This is a genomic window from Vibrio sp. R78045 (assembly GCF_042466085.1).
Lineage (GTDB): Bacteria > Pseudomonadota > Gammaproteobacteria > Enterobacterales > Vibrionaceae > Vibrio > Vibrio cyclitrophicus.
This window is the reverse complement of record NZ_JAXHBS010000018.1, coordinates 840,005-859,853: the sequence shown is the minus strand read 5'-3', so window position 1 is coordinate 859,853 and position 19,849 is coordinate 840,005. Positions and strand designations below refer to the sequence as shown.

Annotated in this window: 17 protein-coding genes and 1 pseudogene; 12 read left to right on the top strand and 6 right to left on the bottom strand. The window is 43.9% G+C overall.

The window, feature by feature from the left end:
* Positions 1 to 191 precede the first annotated feature (191 nt).
* From SJY39_RS25690 to SJY39_RS25680, 3 genes are all read left to right on the top strand, one after another.
* Positions 192 to 1,187, top strand: a complete 996-nt coding sequence (locus tag SJY39_RS25690) for a TRAP transporter substrate-binding protein (protein WP_016788636.1) — start codon at positions 192 to 194, stop codon at positions 1,185 to 1,187.
* Positions 1,188 to 1,252: 65 nt separating this feature from the next.
* Positions 1,253 to 2,008, top strand: a complete 756-nt coding sequence (locus SJY39_RS25685) for a TRAP transporter small permease (RefSeq protein WP_016789153.1) — start codon at positions 1,253 to 1,255, stop codon at positions 2,006 to 2,008.
* A gap of 2 nt (positions 2,009 to 2,010) precedes the next feature.
* Entirely contained in the window at positions 2,011 to 3,372 is a 1,362-nt protein-coding gene (locus tag SJY39_RS25680; RefSeq protein WP_372263963.1) for a TRAP transporter large permease, read from the top strand.
* A 33-nt stretch (positions 3,373 to 3,405) separates the two neighbouring features.
* Here SJY39_RS25680 and SJY39_RS25675 read toward each other — a convergent pair whose 3' ends face one another.
* The 3 genes from SJY39_RS25675 to SJY39_RS25665 form a co-directional block, all read right to left on the bottom strand.
* On the bottom strand, positions 3,406 to 3,579 hold the full coding sequence (locus SJY39_RS25675; protein ID WP_016767079.1) for a hypothetical protein: 174 nt from the start codon (positions 3,577 to 3,579) through the stop codon (positions 3,406 to 3,408).
* 78 nt (positions 3,580 to 3,657) lie between these two features.
* Entirely contained in the window at positions 3,658 to 5,007 is a 1,350-nt protein-coding gene (locus SJY39_RS25670; protein WP_016784702.1) for a sigma-54 dependent transcriptional regulator, read from the bottom strand.
* Between the two features lie 111 nt (positions 5,008 to 5,118).
* Positions 5,119 to 6,951 carry an ATP-binding protein gene (locus SJY39_RS25665; RefSeq protein ID WP_016788634.1) on the bottom strand — a complete coding sequence of 611 codons (1,833 nt, stop codon included), beginning with the start codon at positions 6,949 to 6,951 and terminating at the stop codon, positions 5,119 to 5,121.
* Between the two features lie 162 nt (positions 6,952 to 7,113).
* On the opposite strand from SJY39_RS25665, the pseudogene SJY39_RS25660 reads away from it, so the two are divergent.
* The 8 genes and pseudogenes from SJY39_RS25660 to SJY39_RS25625 form a co-directional block, all read left to right on the top strand.
* Positions 7,114 to 7,296 (top strand): annotated as a pseudogene (locus SJY39_RS25660) (hypothetical protein); the annotation flags it as partial.
* Between the two features lie 294 nt (positions 7,297 to 7,590).
* Complete coding sequence (tig, locus tag SJY39_RS25655) at positions 7,591 to 8,889, top strand: trigger factor (RefSeq protein ID WP_010439497.1); 1,299 nt, start codon at positions 7,591 to 7,593, stop codon at positions 8,887 to 8,889.
* Positions 8,890 to 8,994: 105 nt separating this feature from the next.
* Positions 8,995 to 9,621, top strand: a complete 627-nt coding sequence (clpP, locus tag SJY39_RS25650) for an ATP-dependent Clp endopeptidase proteolytic subunit ClpP (protein ID WP_004736080.1) — start codon at positions 8,995 to 8,997, stop codon at positions 9,619 to 9,621.
* A gap of 81 nt (positions 9,622 to 9,702) precedes the next feature.
* Positions 9,703 to 10,983, top strand: coding sequence for an ATP-dependent protease ATP-binding subunit ClpX (clpX, locus tag SJY39_RS25645; RefSeq protein WP_010439502.1), 1,281 nt, complete (start codon positions 9,703 to 9,705; stop codon positions 10,981 to 10,983).
* Positions 10,984 to 11,115: 132 nt separating this feature from the next.
* Complete coding sequence (gene lon / locus SJY39_RS25640) at positions 11,116 to 13,467, top strand: endopeptidase La (protein ID WP_010439506.1); 2,352 nt, start codon at positions 11,116 to 11,118, stop codon at positions 13,465 to 13,467.
* A gap of 170 nt (positions 13,468 to 13,637) precedes the next feature.
* Positions 13,638 to 13,931 (top strand): HU family DNA-binding protein, encoded by a 294-nt coding sequence (locus SJY39_RS25635; RefSeq protein ID WP_012604504.1) that lies wholly within the window; start codon positions 13,638 to 13,640, stop codon positions 13,929 to 13,931.
* Positions 13,932 to 14,152: 221 nt separating this feature from the next.
* Positions 14,153 to 16,018, top strand: a complete 1,866-nt coding sequence (ppiD, locus tag SJY39_RS25630; RefSeq protein ID WP_372036959.1) for a peptidylprolyl isomerase — start codon at positions 14,153 to 14,155, stop codon at positions 16,016 to 16,018.
* Positions 16,019 to 16,262: 244 nt separating this feature from the next.
* The gene (locus SJY39_RS25625; protein ID WP_010439527.1) at positions 16,263 to 16,562 is read left to right on the top strand and encodes a helix-hairpin-helix domain-containing protein; all 300 of its coding nucleotides are present in this window, start codon (positions 16,263 to 16,265) and stop codon (positions 16,560 to 16,562) included.
* Between the two features lie 19 nt (positions 16,563 to 16,581).
* Here SJY39_RS25625 and rrtA read toward each other — a convergent pair whose 3' ends face one another.
* Positions 16,582 to 17,118: a rhombosortase gene (gene rrtA / locus SJY39_RS25620; RefSeq protein WP_016767082.1), complete on the bottom strand. Its 537-nt coding sequence runs from the start codon at positions 17,116 to 17,118 to the stop codon at positions 16,582 to 16,584.
* Between the two features lie 9 nt (positions 17,119 to 17,127).
* Here rrtA and SJY39_RS25615 point away from each other — a divergent pair, with 9 nt between their 5' ends.
* On the top strand, positions 17,128 to 17,727 hold the full coding sequence (locus SJY39_RS25615; RefSeq protein WP_010439531.1) for a tRNA-uridine aminocarboxypropyltransferase: 600 nt from the start codon (positions 17,128 to 17,130) through the stop codon (positions 17,725 to 17,727).
* Positions 17,728 to 17,758: 31 nt separating this feature from the next.
* Here SJY39_RS25615 and SJY39_RS25610 read toward each other — a convergent pair whose 3' ends face one another.
* Both SJY39_RS25610 and yfbR read right to left on the bottom strand, forming a co-directional pair.
* Complete coding sequence (locus SJY39_RS25610) at positions 17,759 to 19,102, bottom strand: anti-phage deoxyguanosine triphosphatase (protein ID WP_372263964.1); 1,344 nt, start codon at positions 19,100 to 19,102, stop codon at positions 17,759 to 17,761.
* A 54-nt stretch (positions 19,103 to 19,156) separates the two neighbouring features.
* Positions 19,157 to 19,741 (bottom strand): 5'-deoxynucleotidase, encoded by a 585-nt coding sequence (yfbR, locus tag SJY39_RS25605; protein WP_193846833.1) that lies wholly within the window; start codon positions 19,739 to 19,741, stop codon positions 19,157 to 19,159.
* Positions 19,742 to 19,849: the final 108 nt, after the last annotated feature.

Below are 19,849 nucleotides of genomic sequence, written 5' to 3'. Positions count from 1 at the left end.
TACAAATATTCTATGTGTCATTTCCCACCCATTAAATTTTGCAAACAACTGGCGACTGATGTTGGCAACTATGATGAAGCCTTGTAGTTAAAGGGTTGTTAATGTTTTGTATCAACGTGGCGCGCTAATTGCCTTAGTGAAAGCACGCAGTTCCCATTGAAGGGCTGCTTTGTTTACTAAGGAGAATAATAATGTTTAAGCCTCTTACCCTACTGTCTGTATCTGCTCTGGCGCTCACCAGTTTTAATGCTGCTGCAAACTGTGACCCTGGTGAAATCGTGATTAAATTCAGTCATGTAACCAATACCGATAAGCACCCGAAAGGCATCGCCGCTTCTTTACTGGAAGAGCGAGTAAACACGGAAATGAATGGCAAAGCTTGTATGCAAGTTTTCCCTAACTCAACACTTTACGATGATAATAAGGTACTGGAAGCCCTGTTAAATGGTGATGTTCAAATGGCGGCGCCATCGCTGTCTAAATTTGAGAAGTTCACTAAGAAATACCGCATTTTTGACCTTCCTTTTTTATTTGAAGACGTAGAAGCCGTTGATCGTTTCCAAAACTCAGAATCTGGTGAAAAGCTGAAAAATGCAATGAAGCGTCGTGGCCTACAGGGTCTAGCGTTTTGGCACAATGGTATGAAACAGATGTCGGCGAACAAACCTCTTATTAGCCCTGAAGACGCGAAAGGTTTGAAATTCCGTGTTCAAGCATCAGACGTATTGGTGGCTCAGTTTGAACAACTAGGCGCTAATCCACAGAAGATGTCTTTTAAAGAAGTATACGGCGGCCTGCAAACTAAGGTTATCGATGGCCAAGAGAACACATGGTCAAACATCTACGGTAAGAAGTTCTTTGAAGTACAAGACGGCGTAACTGAAACCAATCACGGTATCTTGGATTACCTAGTTGTAACGTCAAACGACTTCTGGAAAGACCTACCTGAAGATGTACGTACACAGCTTGGTACTATCGTTCAAGAAGTATCTGAAACACGTAATGCAGAATCTTCAAAAGTTAACCTAGCGAACAAGAATAACATCATCGAAGCCGGTGGTGAGGTTCGTACACTTACGCCTGAACAGCGTGAAGCATGGGTAGCTGCACTTCAACCAGTATGGAAGAAGTTTGAAAAAGACATCGGTTCAGATCTTATCGATGCAGCGTTAGCTTCAAACCAATAACACCGCTAAGGGAGTGGCGTGCATTTCGCCACTCCTTATTAAAACAATTATAAGCGGAGTCAATTATGGAAAAGCCTCAAATGGAACAACCAAATTCTAGCGAATCAGCACTGGAAACCTCTCTTTTTTCCAAAGTCGGAAGAGTTACGGATGTGATTGAAGAGTCATTAATCGCATTTTTCCTTGGCGCAATGACGCTACTTACTTTTGCCAACGTGGTATTCAGATACGCATTCAATGGCAATATCTTGTGGGCACTAGAACTGACAGTGTTCATGTTCGCTTGGATGGTGTTAGTGGGCGCATCTTATGGCGTTAAAAAACACTTCCACATTGGCGTTGATGTCATCATTAACCTTGCCCCAGAAAAGCTACGTAAAATGTATGCGTTAATTGCCGTTACAAGCTGCCTGGCCTTTTCAATCCTACTTCTTATCGGTTCTTGGAATTATTGGTACCCGTTCGCGACCGATCGTGCATGGTATGAGACCGATGATATTCCAATGCCCGAGATGCTTCAGTTTCTTTCTGACTGGATGAATGAAGGTGAGCGATACGAGAAACTGCCACGTTTTATTCCTTACATGGCACTACCTATTGGTATGGCAATGCTGACGTTCCGATTCATCCAAATCGCTTATCAAGTGGCGACGGGCAAGCTTGACCGCATGATTGCAGGCCATGAAGCCGAAGAAGAGCTGGATGCATTGAAAGCTGATGTGTTGGCGGGTTCTGATGAAGACGCGACAGCGGTATTGGATTCGACTAAGCAAAACAAGGCGAATGAGTCGGGTACAAAATCTAACGGTAAGGAAGACTAATCATGGCAATGTTATTTCTATTTTTAATGGTAATTGCTTTCATGTTGGTCGGTGTACCAATTGCGATTTCCCTTGGTTTATCGAGCGTCATATTCTTGTTGATGCACTCTGATGCGTCACTAGCTTCGGTTGCACAAACGCTGTTTAATGCATTTGCAGGCCACTACACACTCTTAGCGATCCCTTTCTTTATCTTGGCCTCTAGTTTTATGTCTACTGGTGGTGTGGCGAAACGTATTATCCGTTTTGCTATCGCAATGGTCGGCTGGTTCCGCGGCGGTTTAGCGATGGCGTCGGTTGTGGCATGTATGATGTTCGCAGCGTTATCTGGATCGTCTCCAGCAACGGTAGTGGCAATCGGTAGTATTGTTATCGCTGGTATGATCAAAAACGGCTACACAAAAGAGTTCGCGGCAGGGGTTATCTGTAATGCGGGTACTTTGGGTATCTTGATTCCACCGTCAATCGTGATGGTAGTTTACGCTGCGGCGACGGATGTATCTGTAGGTCGTATGTTCCTCGGTGGCGTGATTCCTGGCCTGTTGGCAGGTGTGATGTTGATGATTGCTATCTACATTGCAGCACGTATTAAGAAGATTCCTGCACAGCCTTTTGTGGGCTGGGGTGAGATGTTCGCAGCAGCAAAAGACGCAAGTTGGGGTCTGCTACTGATTGTCATCATTTTGGGTGGTATCTACGGCGGTATCTTTACACCGACGGAAGCGGCGGCTGTTGCAGCGGTTTACGCGTTTTTCATTGCCAATTTTATCTACAAAGATATGGGGCCGTTTGCGGACAAGAAGAATACAAAACCTGCTTTGGTGAAAGTGTTCCAAACGTTTTTTCATAAAGACACCAAAGACACGCTCTATGATGCCGGCAAGTTGACCATCATGTTGCTGTTTATCATTGCCAATGCTCTGATTCTTAAGCATGTACTGACAGAAGAACGCATTCCTCAGATGATCACTGAGTCTATGCTTTCTGCAGGCTTAGGTCCGATCACCTTCTTGATTGTGGTGAACGTTCTACTCTTGATTGGTGGGCAGTTCATGGAGCCATCAGGCTTGCTGATCATCGTAGCACCTTTGGTATTCCCAATTGCAATTGCACTTGGCATCGACCCTATTCACCTAGGTATCATGATGGTGGTGAACATGGAGATAGGGATGATAACGCCGCCTGTGGGGCTTAATCTGTTTGTGACAGCAGGTGTCGCCAAGATGTCGATGATGAACGTGGTGAAAGCGGCATTGCCTTGGGTAGGCGTGATGTTCTTATTCCTGATTATCGTAACTTACGTACCTTGGGTATCAACATGGTTACCAAACACGTTGATGGGGCCAGAAATCATCACTAAGTAGGATGTTATGTCATTTTAAAAAGGTGAGGAGGTATTAAACCTCCTCATCAATATTCCTACCGAAGTTCAAGTAAGAGTCGCTCTGTTGATAGAGGGCTCTTTTTGCTTCTAGTTCCGGCGTGTTTAAGTCGACATGTTGATCGATATAATAAACACCGTCGATCTCCATTGTGTCGGTAATTGATGGAACTTTTGTTTTCTCACCCATAACCATTTTCCTATCAACTTTATTGCATAACATCCTGTTAGCGGTTTAAGTATAGGTGATCTTGCTCGCATATCTAATTTAGTTTTCGCTCTGTCGGTATGACTCTTTCGCAAGTTGATGTTTTTGCATCTTGTCATAGAGGGTTTTGCGCGGAAGTTGCAGCCTTTCCATGGTCTCTTTTATACTGCCGTTACACTCAATAAGTGCTTGCTTTAGAGTGCTTTTCTCAAAGTCAGAGACCAACTCAGCTAGCGATAAATGCTGGTTTGATTCAACGGTGTTGTCTGATAAATGAGAAAGCTTGCCTAAAAGTACAAAACGCTCGGCAGTATTACGTAATTCTCGTACATTTCCGGGCCAATCATGAGCTAAAAGTGCGTGCAGTTCTGTTTGTGGAAGTGCAGGGGCTGTTTTGCCATAACGAGCCGCCGCGACGAGCAAGAAATGGTGAAAGAGTGCAGGTATATCTTCTTGGCGACTTCTCAATGGCGGCAAGTCTAAAGTAACTACATTGAGCCGATAATAGAGATCTTGTCGGAAAGATCCTTCCTCAGAAGCTTTTTTTAGGTCGACTTTAGTTGCGGCAATCACGCGAATATCGAGCGGTACTAATCCGTTCGAGCCGACTCTTTCAATGACTCGCTCTTGTAATACGCGCAATAGTCGTATTTGCGCCTGCATTGGCATGGATTCTATTTCATCTAAGAATAGGGTGCCGCCTTGCGCGAACTCGAACTTACCTACACGTTTGTTTTCGGCTCCCGTAAAAGCACCTTTTTCATGACCATAGAGCTCACTTTCAATCAGGTTTTCAGGAACGGCGCCACAGTTGACCGCAACAAAGTTTTGCTCTCGGCGACTGCTTTGTTCATGCAGAGAACGAGCAACTAGCTCTTTGCCCGTCCCCGTTTCGCCAAACAATAAAATATCGGCGTTGGTATCGGCAACATGAGTGATGATAGAACGTAGCTCTGTCATAGATTGTGTGTCACCAATGATTCTCGGTCCTAGTGCCTTACTCGCCTTCAACGAGCGCTTCAGTTCTTGGTTTTCGAGAGTTAACTGGCGTTTTTCGATGGCGCGTTTGGTCGTCTCAATTAAGCGTTCATTCGCAAAGGGCTTTTCAATGAAATCATAGGCACCGTTATGGATAGCTTGAACGGCCATTGAGATATCACCATGACCAGTGATCATGATGACCGGGATTTCTTTGTCTTTATGCATGACCGTGCTGAGTAGGTCATGCCCAGAAATACCCGGCAAACAGATATCGGTAATGATCACGTGGGGAAGACCATTTTTCTGGATGGCGATCAGCGCAGATTCTGCATCGGGAAAGAATTCGGCGTCAATCTCGGCAAGTTCAAAGCTTTGCTCAATGGCCATTCTTAGATCGGATTCATCATCAATGAAATAGACGTGACACATAGTTTATTCCTTTACTCTTTTGTTCTAATTATCGTTGAGTTTGTTTGCTTGTTTGCTTGTTTGCTTGTTTGCTTGTTTGCTTGTGAAGTTAGCTAATTTAATGAGTTAGCCTTAATCTGCTTGCGCGCGTTCTGTTCGTGCACGGTGCTCATCAGGCACAATTGGGAGTTCAATACTAAAACGAGCGCCACCTTGTGGGCTGCTATCGGTCAACAGTTTTCCGTTAATTCCACCGATTATTTGTTGAGAAATCGATAGCCCGAGTCCAAGACCATTTTTTTTGGTGGTATGGAAGGGTTCAAAAAAACCTCCCGTCGAAGGTGATATAAAGCCGGGGCCATTATCATCAACGTGAATCAACAGAGTTTTTGATTGTTCATTATTTGATTCCCTAATCTCTAACAGGATAGCCAATTGTTTATCTTCTTGATTTTCCATAGCTTGAACTGCATTGGTCAGTAGGTTAATGATTACCTGTTCCAGTTGAATCGCATTGGCGAGCACGCAAGCATTGAAGGTTTCAGGGAGCTCATTTACTTTGACTCGCTCAGTTTTCAATTGCGGTTTCATCAGCTCTTTAGAGGAATGAAGAACAGGCAATATCTGCAATGTGTGTAGCTCTTCCGCCGTGGACTTTTTTGCGAAGGAGCGAAGCTGGTGGCTAATTTTCGCCATACGATCGGTGAGTGATGAAATTCGAGATAGGTTGTCATCAACACGCTCGGTCTTTTCTTTTGCAAGAAACAGTCGGCCGTTATCGGCATAACTGCGAATCGCAGCGAGTGGGTTATTCAGTTCGTGACTGATGCTCGCTGACATTTGACCCAATACCGCTAGTTTAGCGGCTTGGATAAGCTCATCTTGTGTTTGCCTGAGCACCCGTTCTGTTTCGATACGCTGTTTGATCTCGATATGGAGTTCAGAGGTTCTTTCGAGGACTTGAAACTCGAGTTTTTGTTTGGCTTCAGATTGTAGCCTATCGATTTGCGTACGCCTTTGTTGGCGGTGATGGTTGAGTTGCATCGTGAGATAGATAATGGCAAACACTAAACTCAGCACCACAAGGTAAGCGATGAGATCCCACCAAACTAAGTGTGTTGGAGAAAATACTCTGACAGTTAGTTTCGGGTCATCGAGGAAGCGTGATGAAGTAAAAAAACGTTCTTTTACGAGCTGGTGTGGTGATTGAATGCTGCTGGTGGCGCTTTCTAAGTCTCCTGAAAAGTGAAGGCTCTCGATCTTGGTATCAAGGTATTGTCTGCTTTCTTGAATGCGAGTTTTTTGCGCTTTATCTAAAGGTTGAAGGCTTTTGAACAACCATTCAGGCTTGCTCGACATAAAAACAATCTGGTCTTTATCGTCGGCAACAAAAAAACTCTGCTTTCCTTTCCAACTTGCTTCAATCAGTGATAAATCCATTTTTACGACAATCACGCCAATGATTTCGGCCGCGTAGGAGACAGGGTAAGAATAATAATAGCCTCGCTTTCCCGAGGTAGAACCTAAAGCAAAGTACTGGTTTTCATTGCCGAGAATTGCTTGTTGATAGTAGGGACGAAAAGCAAAGTTACGTCCAACGAAAGAGTGTTTCAGGTTCCAGTTACTAGCAGCTATGGTGGTACCGATACTGTCGAGTAGGTAAGTGTCGGACGCTTGAATTACTGTGTTTACGTGCTCTAGATAGCGATTAGTCAGCTCGATTTGCGCGGAATTACTTGGTGAGTGTAGGGCATCGACTAGTTCTTTATCTTTTGAGAGCAGTTCTGGGATATGGGCAAACTTATCCAATTGGCTAGAAATATGAACGGAAAATCGATCTAACTTAGACTGGTGATCATTTAACAAACTTTGATGGCTTGTGCTCCATACCCAGTGACCACCGAGAACCATCAGCAAGACATAGGTGATGAGCAGTAGTAAAGGGATTCTTAAAGCTCGAAACATGAACGCTCTCCGCTAAATTCTAGGTAAACAAATACACCTGTGTTTTCTCGTTTATGACAGCAACTAGCGGTAGTTTTTTCTTAAAATAGAGAGATAACAGATGGTGGTAGGTTAAGGCTTTGTAACGGAGATTGTTGAAAAAGTTATCGACTCTGAGGGGTAAAACAAGAGCAAGATCTCTTTTTAAGGTTTTTAGCAAAAAAAGGCCTCGATTCCCTTGAAAAAGTCGCTATTGTCCCCATTTCTGTTGTGCTAAGTGATGTTTTGATCGTTTTTTTATCATTTAGTTGGACGAATTTAGAGCATTCATCATCAAGCAGAGGCGAACGGCTCGACAGAGATTAAACAGATCGCTAGAATGTCGCGTCTAAAATTTCTGTCCTGAGGCTAATCGGAGATACCTTTCTTGTTTCTGAAAACAAGCTTTGTTGCGTTTTAGTCGGCGTGTGAAGAACGAAGATATCGCTGATTAGTCTGGTGTTTAGTTGAATAATCAATTCAAACATCAATGCTCGATTTTAAATTAGGTGTTCGGATAGAGCACTACACAAGGATGCAGCCAACAACGTCGGCTTTTGAATTAAAGCTAAGTTACGGCTCATATGCTCAGATTACTGAGCCAGTTTTGAGGTTTATATAATGCAAGTTACTGTTGAAACGCTAGAAGGCCTAGAGCGCCGTCTTAATATTACTGTTCCTGCTGCTAACATCGAAGATGCAGTTACAGCTGAACTACGCAACATCGCGAAAAATCGTCGTTTCGATGGTTTCCGTAAAGGCAAAGTGCCAATGAAGATGGTTGCTAAAATGTACGGCAAAGCAGTACGTCAAGACGTGATGGGCGAAGTAATGCAACGTCACTTCATCGAAGCGATCGTTAAAGAGAAAATCAACCCAGCTGGCGCACCTACTTTCGCACCAGTTGAAAACAACGAAGGCGCTGACCTAGTATTCAATGCAACTTTTGAAGTTTACCCAGAAGTTGAGCTGAAAGGTCTAGAAAACATCACTGTTGAGAAACCAGCAGTAGAAGTTAAAGAAGCTGACGTTGAAGAGATGATCGAAACTCTACGTAAGCAACAAGCAACTTGGACTGAAGTTGAAGCTGCTGCTGACGCTGGTTCTCGTGCAACTATCGATTTCGTTGGTTCTATCGACGGTGAAGAGTTCGAAGGCGGTAAAGCTGAGAACTTCCCACTAGAAATGGGTGCTGGTCGCATGATTCCTGGTTTTGAAGACGGTATCGTTGGTAAAACAGCAGGTATGGAATTCGAAATCGACGTAAACTTCCCAGAAGATTACCACGCTGAAAACCTAAAAGGTAAAGAAGCTAAGTTTTCTATCAAGCTGAACAAAGTTGAAGCTCGTGAACTTCCAGAGCTTAACGAAGAATTCGTTTCTAAGTTTGGTGCTGCTGACGGCATTGAAGGCCTTAAAGCTGAAGTTCGTAAGAACATGGAGCGCGAGCTTAAGCAAGCTGTTAAGAACCGCATCAAAGAGCAAGCTATCGACGGTCTAGTTAACGAAAACAACATCGACGTACCTTCTGCTCTAATCGATCAAGAGATCGGTGTTCTACGTCAACAAGCTGCTCAACGTTTCGGTGGTAACACTGAAGCTGCTGACCAACTTCCTCGTGAGTTGTTCGAAGAGCAAGCTAAACGTCGCGTAGTTGTAGGTCTTCTTCTTGGTGAAGTAATCAAGACTGAAGAGCTAAAAGCTGATGATGAGAAAGTTAAAGCTATCATCGAAGAGATGGCTACAGCATACGAAGATCCAACAGAAGTTATTGCTTACTACGAGCAAAACGAGCAAATGATGAACAACATGCGCAATGTTGCTTTAGAAGAGCAAGCTATTGATGCAATCATCGCTAAAGCTCAAGTTTCTGATAAAGAAGTTAGCTTCAACGAGCTAATGAATCAGCAACCTGCTTAATATAGTAATATCTGACGTAGAAGGTTGACGTACGGTCAACAATTCTGCTAACAATGGTCCGTATGATTTAATCATTCGGGCCATTTATTTTAGGGACATAAGAATATGAGCTACCAAGAAAAAAATACAATGCCATCGATTATGGACGCACTAGTTCCTATGGTGGTTGAACAGACTTCCCGTGGTGAACGTTCTTACGATATTTATTCTCGTCTATTAAAAGAACGTATCATTTTCTTAACCGGTCAAGTGGAAGACCACATGGCAAATCTTGTCGTGGCTCAACTGCTTTTCTTGGAATCAGAAAACCCAGACAAAGATATCTATCTTTACATCAACTCACCTGGCGGTAGCGTAACAGCGGGCATGTCGATCTACGACACAATGCAGTTCATCAAGCCAAACGTGAGCACAGTATGTATGGGTCAAGCTTGCTCTATGGGTGCGTTCTTACTAGCGGGTGGTACTCCAGGTAAGCGTCACGTGCTTCCAAACTCACGTGTAATGATTCACCAGCCACTTGGCGGCTTCCAAGGCCAAGCGTCTGATATTCAAATTCACGCGCAAGAGATCCTAACGATCAAACAAAAGCTAAACAAACTATTGGCAGAGCATACAGGCCAGCCTCTAGAAGTTGTTGAGCGTGATACAGATCGTGATAATTTCATGTCTGCTGATCAAGCAGTAGAATACGGTTTGGTGGATTCAGTTCTTAATCACCGCGGTCAATAATTGCAAGGCAATTGTTTAACGCAAAGTGATTCAAATTGTTATACACTCAAACATAGAGAGTAAAGGCTAAGAGGTTAGCGAATGACAGACAAAAGCAAAGAGGGTGGTAGCGGTAAACTGCTTTACTGCTCTTTCTGTGGCAAAAGCCAGCACGAAGTTCGCAAGTTAATCGCAGGTCCTTCTGTTTACATTTGTGATGAATGTGTCGATCTTTGTAACGACATTATTCGTGAAGAAATTAAAGATGTTCTTCCTAAGAAAGAATCGGAATCGCTGCCAACGCCGCGTGAGATTCGTGAGCATCTTGACGACTATGTAATCGGTCAAGAATACGCGAAAAAAGTGCTAGCAGTTGCGGTATATAACCACTACAAGCGTTTGCGTAATGGTGATACGACAGCTGAAGGCGTAGAGCTAGGTAAGAGTAACATTCTTCTTATCGGCCCTACTGGTAGTGGTAAAACACTCCTTGCTGAAACATTGGCTCGTTTCCTAGACGTTCCTTTCACAATGGCAGATGCAACGACACTAACCGAAGCAGGTTACGTGGGCGAAGATGTTGAAAACATCATCCAGAAGTTGCTTCAAAAATGTGATTATGACGTAGCGAAAGCGGAACGTGGCATTGTTTATATCGATGAAATCGACAAGATTTCTCGTAAAGCTGAAAACCCATCCATCACGCGTGACGTGTCTGGTGAAGGTGTACAGCAGGCTCTGCTAAAACTTGTTGAAGGCACCGTTGCTTCAGTTCCACCTCAAGGTGGTCGTAAGCATCCACAGCAAGAGTTCTTGCAAGTGGATACATCTAAGATCCTATTTATCTGTGGTGGTGCGTTTGCAGGCCTAGATAAGGTGATTGAGCAACGTGTAGAAACAGGTTCCGGTATCGGCTTTGGCGCAGAAGTGCGTTCTAAAGACGAAACCAAAACTATCGGTGAACTGTTCACTCAAGTAGAACCTGAAGATCTAGTGAAGTATGGTCTAATTCCAGAATTCATTGGTCGTCTACCTGTTACAACAACACTGACAGAGCTTGATGAAGAAGCGCTAATCCAAATCCTTTGTGAACCAAAGAATGCACTGACAAAACAGTACGCTGCATTATTTGAACTTGAGGATACAGAGTTAGAATTCCGCGAAGACGCACTACGTGCCATTGCTAAGAAAGCAATGAACCGTAAAACAGGTGCTCGTGGTCTACGCTCTATTTTGGAGGGTGTTCTACTGGAAACTATGTACGAACTGCCATCTTCAACTGATGTAAGCAAAGTTGTGATTGATGAGTCGGTAATTAATGGTGAGTCAGAACCACTGTTGATTTACAGTAACTCAGATAATCAAGCAGCTGCTGCAGAGTAGGTCTTTTTTGGACCACACGCTCAAATTGAAAAAGGAGGTAAGCAATTACCTCCTTTTTTTTATTCTTCCATTGAATCCAGTCGTTTAAGCCCCATATACTGCTTTATAAGTTAAAGCGGAAGAGAGAAATATATGAACTTGGAACGTTCCGAGCGTATCGAAATCCCCGTGCTACCTCTACGTGATGTAGTGGTTTACCCACACATGGTTATTCCATTGTTTGTTGGTCGTGAAAAATCGATTACTTGCCTTGAGTCGGCAATGGAAGCTAACAAACAAGTACTACTTGTAGCGCAGAAAGAAGCGGACACTGATGAGCCTTCAATCGACGACCTATTTAACGTAGGTACAGTCGCTACCATTCTTCAGTTACTAAAGCTCCCTGATGGTACGGTTAAAGTACTTGTCGAAGGTCAGCAGCGTGCAAAAATTCACCAATTCAAAGAAAGTGAATTTTTCTTAGCGGATGCCGAATACGTTGTTACTTCAGAACTTGACGAAAAAGAACAAGAAGTGGTTGTTCGTAGTGCGATCAATCAATTCGAAGGCTTTATTAAGCTAAACAAAAAGATTCCACCAGAGGTTCTAACGTCTCTGAACGGTATTGATGAGGCTGCTCGCCTTGCTGATACGATTGCTGCGCACATGCCACTTAAATTGGTAGACAAGCAGCACGTTCTAGAAATTTTAGATGTCACTGAACGTCTGGAATTCTTGATGGGCCAAATGGAGTCAGAAATTGACATCCTACAAGTTGAAAAACGCATTCGTGGCCGCGTTAAGAAACAAATGGAGAAATCTCAGCGCGAGTACTATCTGAATGAGCAAATGAAAGCGATTCAGAAAGAACTTGGCGAGATGGACGACGCACCGGATGAATTCGAGACTCTGAAGAAGAAAATCGAAGATTCTAAGATGCCTCAAGAAGCTCGTGAGAAAACAGAGCAAGAACTGCAAAAACTGAAAATGATGTCGCCAATGTCTGCTGAAGCAACAGTAGTACGTAGCTACATCGATTGGATGGTAGGCGTTCCTTGGGCTAAGCGTTCAAAAGTTAAAAAGAATTTAGCGAAAGCGGAAGAGATCTTAAATGAAGATCACTACGGCTTAGAGCGGGTTAAAGAACGTATTCTTGAATACTTGGCTGTACAAAACCGTATCAACAAACTGAAAGGTCCAATCCTTTGTCTTGTTGGTCCTCCTGGCGTTGGTAAAACCTCTCTAGGTCGTTCTATTGCTGCGGCAACGGGTCGTAAGTACACTCGTATGGCGCTAGGCGGCGTTCGTGATGAAGCTGAGATTCGTGGTCACCGTCGTACGTACATCGGTTCTCTTCCGGGTAAACTTATCCAGAAGATGTCTAAAGTTGGCGTTAAAAACCCACTGTTCCTATTAGATGAAATCGACAAGATGTCTTCTGATATGCGTGGCGACCCATCTTCAGCGCTTCTAGAAGTACTAGACCCTGAGCAAAACAACGCATTTAACGATCATTATCTAGAAGTAGATTACGATCTGTCAGATGTTATGTTTGTTGCGACGTCGAACTCGATGGACATTCCTGGCCCTCTTCTGGACCGTATGGAAGTGATTCGTTTGTCTGGTTATACAGAAGATGAAAAGCTGAATATTGCTAAGAGCCACCTATTGGACAAGCAAGTTCAACGCAACGGTCTTAAGCCTCATGAAATTGAGATTGAAGACTCTGCAATCATCGGCATTATTCGTTATTACACGCGTGAAGCAGGTGTACGTAGCCTAGAGCGTGAAATCTCTAAGATCTGTCGTAAAGCAGTTAAAAACATTTTGCTAGACAGCGACCTTAAGTCTGTAACGGTTAACATTGATAACCTGAAAGAGTACTTAGGCGTTCAACGTCATGACTTTGGTAAAGCGGATGAGAGCAATCGTATTGGTCAGGTAACTGGTCTAGCGTGGACTCAAGTGGGTGGTGACCTACTGACAATCGAAACTGAATCAATGCCAGGTAAAGGTAAGCTAACGCAAACCGGCTCATTGGGTGATGTGATGAAAGAGTCGATTCAGGCGGCAATGACCGTGGTTCGCTCTCGTGCTGAAAATCTAGGTATCAACACTGATTTTTACGAGAAGCGCGATATTCACGTTCACGTGCCTGAAGGTGCGACACCAAAAGATGGCCCAAGCGCGGGTATTGCAATGTGTACTGCACTTGTTTCTAGCTTAACGGGTAATCCTGTAAAAGCTGAGGTGGGTATGACTGGTGAAATTACCCTACGAGGTGAAGTTTTACCTATCGGCGGTTTGAAAGAAAAACTGCTTGCAGCTCACCGTGGTGGCATCAAAACAGTCTTGATTCCTAAAGACAATGAGCGTGATTTGGAAGAGATTCCAGACAACGTTATTGCTGACTTGAAGGTGATTCCAGTCCAATGGATTGATGAAGTTCTTAAGGTTGCGCTAGAACGAGATCCGTCAGGGGTCGAGTTTGACGTGAAAAAATAGTGATGCGTAGCAAAAATAAGTAAAGAATTACGCTGATAGGCTCGAAAAGGCTTGTCAGCGTTTTTTTTGGACGCTAAGTTATTCGCTAAAGCGGCAATCCCTTTTGCAATAAGGCTTGCGGCGAAATAAAAACCAAAATGGAACGTACAGTCATCGAGATTTAGTCACAGATGACACATAGGGGAAAAACAGTGAATAAAACACAACTAGTAGAATCAATCGCAGAAAACGCAGACATCTCTAAAGCTTCAGCTGGTCGCGCTCTAGACGCTTTCATCGAAGCAGTTGGCACAACGCTACAATCAGGTGACCAAGTTGCACTTGTTGGCTTTGGTACTTTCAGTGTTCGTACTCGTGCTGCTCGTACAGGTCGTAACCCAAAAACTGGTGAAGAGATCCAAATCGCAGAAGCTAAAGTACCTGGCTTCAAGGCGGGTAAAGCACTTAAAGACGCATGTAACTAATTTTTGTTTGCTGGAACCTCGAATGTGAAGAGGGGAAAGCATTAACATGCGTTTACTGTTTGAACAATGATGTTTCATTCTTAGGCAGTATGTGTGCAAAGCACATTGAACTTATTTAAATTATGCGCATCCTACTGATGCGCATTTCTTTTTCTGATAATATCGCGTGAATAGATTTTTATTTTGAAGCCAATGCTTCATATCCGGAGAGCACTTAAATTATGATGGATCGATTACGCGAAGGCGTGAATAGCATCGCGGTAAAAATTATCCTTGGGTTGATTATCCTGTCATTCGTATTCGCAGGTGTAGGCAGCTACATCACCGGTGGCGGTAACAACGCAGCAGCTAAAGTTGGCAACACAGAAATTGCTCGTGGCGAGTTTGAACAAGCTTACCAAAACGAACGTAATCGCATGCAATCTCAACTTGGCGATTACTTCGCTCAAATGCTTGCAGACCCTGCATACGTAGAGTCTTTCCGTAAATCAGTCCTTGATCGCATGATCAACGATGTTCTACTTGAGCAGCAAGCTGAGTCTTTAGGTCTACGAATCAGCGATTCTCAAATCCGTACCATGATTCTAGAAATGCCTCAGTTCCAAACGGCTGGCCAATTCGATCAAGAAGTTTACCAATCAGCACTACGTCGTGCAGGTTTCAGTGCAGAAAGCTTCGCTGAATACATGCGTCGTGACCTAATGCGTAATCAACTTGTTACTGCACTTCAAGGCAGTGAATTTGTTCTTCAAGGCGAAATCGATACTCAAAGCAAACTGATTGCTCAAACTCGTGATATTCGTACTGTGACGCTTTCTGTTGCTGATTTAGCGAAAGACATTGAGCTTACCGACGAGCAGATTGAACAGTACTACTCTGAAAACCCATTAGCTTACACTCGTCCAGAGCAAGCTAAGGTGTCTTACATCGAACTTTCAGCCGAAGCACTTAAGTCGCAGCTTAAAGTGAGTGATGAAGAAGCTCAGAAATACTATGAAGAGCATCTAGATAAGTACTCAACTTCAGAGCAGCGTAAAGTTAGTCACATCCTAGTTCAAGGCGACGATGAAGCGAAAGCGCAGTCCATCCTGGACGAACTCAACGCAGGCGCTGATTTCGCAACGTTAGCGGAAGAAAAATCTGATGACTTCGGCAGTGCTGAAGTTGGTGGTGACCTAGGTTGGATCGAACGTGATGTTATGGACCCAGCATTCGAAGAAGCCGCTTTTGCTCTTCAGAATATTGGTGATACAACGGGTTTAGTTAAATCTGATTTTGGCTACCACATCATCAAGCTAGACGAACTGAAAGCATCTCAAGCTCAGCTTTACTCTGAAGTAGCGGCAGAGATTAAGACAGAGCTTCTAGACCAGCACGCAGTAGACCAGTTCTACGAACAGCAAACTGAATTAGAGAAAGTAGCGTTTGAATTCCCTGACTCTCTAGATGACTCTGCAGAAGCAATTAACGCTAAGATCACAACGACTGATTTCATCTCTCAAGTAGATGCACCAGAAGTATTGATGACGCCTGCTGTTATGCAAGCTATCTTGAGCCCAGAAGTGAAAGAAGACGGCCTAAACTCTGAAGTTATCGAAGTGGCTCCTGAACACGTGATTGTTGTTCGTGTAGAAGAGACTCGTGACGAAACAGTTCTTCCTCTAGAACAAGTGAAGGATCAAGTTGTGGCTGCGCTGTCTGCTGTACAAGCCGAGCAGCAAGCGGTTGAGTTAGGTGTTTCTCTAGTGAACGAACTTAAGCAAGGCAATGAAGCAGTATTAGCGGATAACAACCTTGAGTTCACTGAACTTGAAACAATTGACCGTAACTCTCCATTGGCAGCTTCTGTATTCGCTCTAGCGAAGCCTGAAGGCGGTCAAGCGGTGTTTGGCCAATCTAAAGACCAAGACGGTAACATCGTTGTTGTAGAACTTTCTAAAGTAACGGCTGAAATCGACCCAGCTTACAGCACTCAAATTGGTGCTCAACTGGAACGAGTTGGCAACCAACAAGACCTGACCAACGTACTAAACGTACTTCGTGAAAACGCAGATGTTGAATACTACGTAGTAGGTCAAGGTCATTAAGGTTAGCTTAAACTGGCTAGCAAGATGACTTTGGTCTCTTACTACTGTCAGTCAAAACAAGGCTTTTGCTTTGCAAGTTAGGTTTATCCGATAAATCAGATTTGTGAGCTAACAAACAATCTGATGAAAACAAGATGTATAACAAAGCGGGTCACTTAGGTGACCCGCTTTATTTTTATCTGGTGATTGTGTTATCTGCCGCGGTAAATGCATAAGTTACCTTTTTTGAACAAAGGAACGGTTTATGCGAACAATATATTCAACATTACTTCTTTCATTTCTAATTACTCTGAGTGCTGGAGTGTTTGCTGATAGTCCGACTAAGGCAGAGTTGTACGACGGCATTGAAATCACCGTAAACATCAATAAAGCTACGGCTGAGGAATTATCAGCATTACTTGTTGGTGTGGGTGACAAAAAAGCCCAAGAGATTGTCGATTATCGGGATAAGCATGGTGCATTTACAAAACCCAGTGACTTGGTCAATGTGAAAGGTATTGGCGAGGCAACGGTTGAAAAGAATCGTGAGCGAATTCAACTTTAATTTGGCGGGTTATTGAGGGTTACTTTTTATTCGGTAGCCATAACGCCATAGCCATGAAGCCTCCAGCGATAGCACCTGCTAGGTGGGCTTCAATGGCTACTCGAGCATTAATCAGTTCGCCAGTCGTGCTCGAAGGGCCAATAAGCTGCTCCCAAGCGATCTTAGTTATTAATCCCAACACTAGGAGCCAGCTGGACCTCCTGCCGCTCAGCGCTTCATTGAGAGCGAATAAGCCAAATAACCCATGCAAAGTGCCAGATAGGCCAACATAGATCTGAATACTCGAAAACAACAAAGCGACCCCAGTCACTAAACTAATCACAAGCATAGCAAGAGCAAGCGGTTTTTTACTCGGTTGAAACAGATAGCTGATGATCCATAAGCCTGCTAGGTTCATCAGAAGGTGCGAGTAGTTGGTATGTGAAAAGTTTCCTGTTAGGATTCGCCACCATTGCCCCTCGGCAATCGCATTGCTATCCCAAACGACCCAAGCTTGTATTGGCTCAAATTGGAATAAGACGCATAAAAGTGAAGTGAAAATTAATACAGGGTACACATTAAATCCATGTCTCGTTATTGCCCCCAATGCAGCAAGGCTTTGAAAGCTTGTATTTGTCAGTGGGTTACACCACTCGAATCAAATGTTGAGCTTATCATTCTTCAACACCCATCAGAAGAGCATCGTCCGATGGGAACTGCGCGTATCCTCTCGTTATCTCTAAATAACAGTGTGACGTTTGTCGGTGAAGACTTTTCTAACAACGAGCAACTGAACATATTGCTGGCCGATGAACATTATCAGCACGTGATTTTATACCCGAGTGAACATTCTGTTCCTGTTAAGTCGGTAACTTATTCAAATAAAAAGCTACGTGTAATTTTATTGGATGGGACGTGGAAGAAGGCGTTCAAAATGTGGCAGGTATCGAGTAACTTGCATGCGTTAAAAACGGTTCACTTGCCGAAAGACCTCAAGGGTAACTATCGAATTCGCAAAGCACCCAGTGAAAACAGTCTATCCACAGTAGAAGCGGGTTATCATCTGTTGCGCTTGTTAGAAAATGACCGAGACTTTAGCCCTTTGTTAACGGCATTTGACCAAATGATTCAGTTTCAAATCAATCAAATGCCACCAGGTGTCTTCGAGAAAAACTATTTAGATTAAGCCGTTCCCCGATATTTAAGTGATTGAGCACTTAAAACTCTGTATGAGCTGAAAATAATTGCTGATGCATTTTCTGCGCAAGATCATCAGTCATTGACGAAATGTAATCGGCAATCACGCGCATCTTTCTTGAATCGTCTTGATGTTGTAGCCATTGCTTCTTGATTGGCAGTGGTAACAAACGTTCAGGGTCAGCACTGAATGCTTCAAACATATCCATGATGATCTGCTGGCCCTTGTATTCGATGACCTGAACCTGAGGCACTTGAATAACGAACTCGCTGACAAAGTGTTTCAGCTTATCGAGCGTGCCGTCCATGCTTGGTTCAAGCACTGCATTGTAAGCCAAAAGTACGTTCTCAAAGCTTTCATCAACGCGTTTAATCGAAATACTGGTCAACAGTGCGTTGACTATCCCACCAATCGCATCTTTTCTACGATACTGTTCGCCCGAGAATAGCATCTCTGTAATTGAATCTAAGTGCTTACAAATCCAAGGGTCAGCCATTTCTCTGAGCTGAGGGTATGCAGAATCGACCCATTGAGCTTTAGTCACTGAACCTAGCACAATCGCATCTTCCAAATCGTGTACGCCATATGCGATGTCGTCAGCTAACTCCATGATGGAACAGTCGAGCGACTTATATTTAGTCTTGTTGTGCTCAAGTGGCTCGGTGTGCGACTTTCTTTTTTGCTTTATAAGCTGTCGGTCGTTACTCGAAAGTGGCTCAAGTACCCAGTTGAATAACTCTTCATCGTGGTCATAAATACCTTTTGCTGGCATCCAATCTCGCGCTCGGAGCTGTCGTTGGTGTTTAACAGGTTGAGATTGAGTCTTGGCTTGAACTTCGCTAAGCAGTGAAGGGTATTTGATCAACCCCAGCAAAGTGCGTCGAGATAGGTTCATACCGTGATGTTCGGTATAAGGTTCTAACTGAGTGACAATGCGAAACGTTTGGGCATTACCCTCAAAACCACCGTGGTCGCGCATCATGTAGTTGAGTGCGACTTCACCGCCATGCCCATAAGGTGGGTGGCCAATATCGTGCGCCAAACACAGTGAGTCAATCAAACTGTCCGAGGGTAATAGAACTCGAAACTCTGGCTGCTTTTTCCTCAGTTGAGCGACGATACCTGTCCCAAGCTGAGCGGCCTCAAGAGAGTGAGTAAGGCGAGTGCGGTGGAAGTCGTTGACGGTGGTACCGTGTACCTGAGTTTTGGCTTGTAGGCGACGGAAAGCCGCAGAGTGAAGCACCCGCGCACGATCGCGTTGATACGGACTACGATGGTCATCACGTCTTATTTTATGTTCATCGTCGTTTCGATGTTGCCATTCTTGTTCGAGTTCAAATGGTGGTTCGAGTAGAGAAGTCAAAATAGCACCTATCAATTTGATTTGTTTAGCTAATTACACTCAAGTTATACCTAGCTAGCTGATTTCGTCCAGTGATAATTCAAAACTCGGTGCAAAGGTGGTGAGAAAGTAATCCATTTCTGGGCTTTTACGTTGTTCGAGAGTCTCTTCCAATCTACGTTTAGCTTGCTCGTATTCGTGGTTGCCCGCGCTGAGTTCTTCAAGGCATTTTAGATAAGCACAGATGGTGTCTGCTTGCTTGACGATGCTTTGTTCTTCTTTGCTTGCCGTTCCAGAGATTAAGAAAGGGGCGAAGTCATCTTGGAATTCTTCTGGCAACATCGAAAGCAGTCTTTGCTCTGCTGCTGCTTCTATCTTTTTGTACTCTTGGGCGATGTCCGGGTTGTAGTACTTAACCGGCGTGGGCAAATCACCAGTGAGCACTTCACTGGTATCGTGGTACATGCCAAGCAGTGTAATGTGCTCTGCGTTGAGTTGACCATCAAACTTTTTGTTTTTGATCAATGCTAAGGCGTGCGCGACGAACGCAACCTGTAGGCTATGCTCTGAAATGTTTTCGCTTGAGATTGAACGCATGAGAGGCCAACGCTGGATAAGCTTCATGCGTGCTAGATGGGCAAAGAAATGGCTTTGTTTCATAATCGTCCTTTCTAAACTGTGCTCCACTCGCAATAGTTTTCTCACAAATAGTGCGAGACAGCGGTTACAAAAAAGGCTCCTAAACAGGAGCCTCTTAAGCATAGAAGC

Excerpts from the sequence above, each read along its gene's own strand:
- SJY39_RS25690 (WP_016788636.1), top strand. The coding sequence starts at position 192 with ATGTTTAAGCCTCTTACCCTACTGTCTGTATCTGCTCTGGCGCTCACC.
- SJY39_RS25685 (WP_016789153.1), top strand. The coding sequence starts at position 1,253 with ATGGAAAAGCCTCAAATGGAACAACCAAATTCTAGCGAATCAGCACTG.
- SJY39_RS25680 (WP_372263963.1), top strand. The coding sequence starts at position 2,011 with ATGGCAATGTTATTTCTATTTTTAATGGTAATTGCTTTCATGTTGGTC.
- SJY39_RS25675 (WP_016767079.1), bottom strand. The coding sequence starts at position 3,579 with ATGGGTGAGAAAACAAAAGTTCCATCAATTACCGACACAATGGAGATC.
- SJY39_RS25670 (WP_016784702.1), bottom strand. The coding sequence starts at position 5,007 with ATGTGTCACGTCTATTTCATTGATGATGAATCCGATCTAAGAATGGCC.
- SJY39_RS25665 (WP_016788634.1), bottom strand. The coding sequence starts at position 6,951 with ATGTTTCGAGCTTTAAGAATCCCTTTACTACTGCTCATCACCTATGTC.
- tig (WP_010439497.1), top strand. The coding sequence starts at position 7,591 with ATGCAAGTTACTGTTGAAACGCTAGAAGGCCTAGAGCGCCGTCTTAAT.
- clpP (WP_004736080.1), top strand. The coding sequence starts at position 8,995 with ATGAGCTACCAAGAAAAAAATACAATGCCATCGATTATGGACGCACTA.
- clpX (WP_010439502.1), top strand. The coding sequence starts at position 9,703 with ATGACAGACAAAAGCAAAGAGGGTGGTAGCGGTAAACTGCTTTACTGC.
- lon (WP_010439506.1), top strand. The coding sequence starts at position 11,116 with ATGAACTTGGAACGTTCCGAGCGTATCGAAATCCCCGTGCTACCTCTA.
- SJY39_RS25635 (WP_012604504.1), top strand. The coding sequence starts at position 13,638 with ATGACACATAGGGGAAAAACAGTGAATAAAACACAACTAGTAGAATCA.
- ppiD (WP_372036959.1), top strand. The coding sequence starts at position 14,153 with ATGATGGATCGATTACGCGAAGGCGTGAATAGCATCGCGGTAAAAATT.
- SJY39_RS25625 (WP_010439527.1), top strand. The coding sequence starts at position 16,263 with ATGCGAACAATATATTCAACATTACTTCTTTCATTTCTAATTACTCTG.
- SJY39_RS25615 (WP_010439531.1), top strand. The coding sequence starts at position 17,128 with ATGTCTCGTTATTGCCCCCAATGCAGCAAGGCTTTGAAAGCTTGTATT.
- yfbR (WP_193846833.1), bottom strand. The coding sequence starts at position 19,741 with ATGAAACAAAGCCATTTCTTTGCCCATCTAGCACGCATGAAGCTTATC.